The 1175-nt window shown below is 71.7% G+C and carries 2 protein-coding genes and 1 pseudogene; all 3 read left to right on the top strand.

Translation table 11 applies throughout. The features are described from left to right. A pseudogene (locus tag A5714_RS08285) lies at window positions 1-80 on the top strand (lycopene cyclase domain-containing protein); the annotation flags it as partial. Next, window positions 77-388, top strand: coding sequence for a lycopene cyclase domain-containing protein (locus tag A5714_RS08290; protein ID WP_068069464.1), 312 nt, complete (start codon window positions 77-79; stop codon window positions 386-388). The pseudogene A5714_RS08285 and the gene A5714_RS08290, both read left to right, overlap by 4 nt. Continuing rightward, window positions 375-1082, top strand: a complete 708-nt coding sequence (locus A5714_RS08295; protein WP_068284495.1) for a class I SAM-dependent methyltransferase — start codon at window positions 375-377, stop codon at window positions 1080-1082. Before A5714_RS08290 ends, A5714_RS08295 begins: the two co-directional genes overlap by 14 nt. The last annotated feature ends 93 nt before the right edge of the window (window positions 1083-1175 follow it).

Below are 1175 nucleotides of genomic sequence, written 5' to 3' on the forward strand. Positions count from 1 at the left end.
TCTTCGTCGTCATTCCCGTGTGCGCCCTGCTGACCTACAACGCGGTGAGCACCATCCTGGCCCGGGTGCGGCGGCGATGACCGGTCTGGGTTACACGGTGCCGGCGGTGGCGGCGGTCGTGGCCGTCTGCGCCGCCGAAGTGGTGGTGTTGCGGACCGGGCTGTTCCGGCGCCTGGCCTACTGGCTGTCGATGGTGATCGTGCTCGGATTCCAGATTCCGGTCGACGGCTGGCTGACCAAGCTGAGCTCGCCGATCGTGCGGTACGACGAACGGCAGATCAGCGGCTGGCGCTTCCCCTTCGACATCCCGGTGGAGGACTTCCTGTTCGGCTTCGCCCTGGCGACCGCGGTGCTGCTGTTGTGGGAGCGGCAACGTGCGCGCCGGTAACCAGCTGGCGGCGGCGTTCGACGCGGGCGCCGACGCCTACGACCGCCTGGTGGGCCGCAGCCCCGGCTACCACGACCAGCTGCTGCTCTCGGCCAGCCGGATGCGACTTCCGAACCGCGGCAGGGGCGTACGGCTGCTTGACGCGGGCTGCGGAACCGGCGCGTCGACGGCCGCGCTGCTCGCGGTCGCCCCGGAGGCCGACATCATCGCGGTGGACGCGTCGCGCGGCATGCTCGACGTGGCGCGCGCGAAGCCGTGGCCGGACTCGGTGCGCTTCGTGCACACGCCCATCGAGCGGCTCGCCGAGCACGGCATCTCCGGGCCGTTCGACGGCATCCTGGCCGCCTACCTGATCCGCAACCTCGCCGACCCCGATCAGCAACTGCGCGCGTTCCGGACGCTGCTGCGGCCCGGCGGCACGCTGGCCGTGCACGAATACTCGGTCCGCGACTCCCCCGCGGCCACCGCGATCTGGCACGCCGTGTGCTGGGGCGTCATCATCCCGTCCGGGTGGTGGCGCACGCGCGACGCCGGGCTGTACCGCTACCTGTGGCGCAGCGTGCTCGGCTTCGACGGCGTCACCCGGTTCCGCGCCCGCCTGCGCGAGGCCGGGTTCACCGCGGTGCACAGCGACACGATGCCCGGCTGGGAGGCCAACATCGTGCACACCTTCCTGGCGGACGCGCCGCGATGACCGACCCCGTGGACCGTCGCCGCCGCACCCGGGCCAGGATGGTGCTCACCGCGTTGTAGGTCAGCAGGGCGCACACGGGAATGACCACGATCA

It is taken from the genome of Mycobacterium sp. E2462, from assembly GCF_001672685.1.
GTDB lineage: Bacteria > Actinomycetota > Actinomycetes > Mycobacteriales > Mycobacteriaceae > Mycobacterium.

Bases quoted from the DNA above. Each gene is read 5' to 3' on its own strand.
- A5714_RS08290 (WP_068069464.1), top strand. From the start codon at position 77: ATGACCGGTCTGGGTTACACGGTGCCGGCGGTGGCGGCGGTCGTGGCC.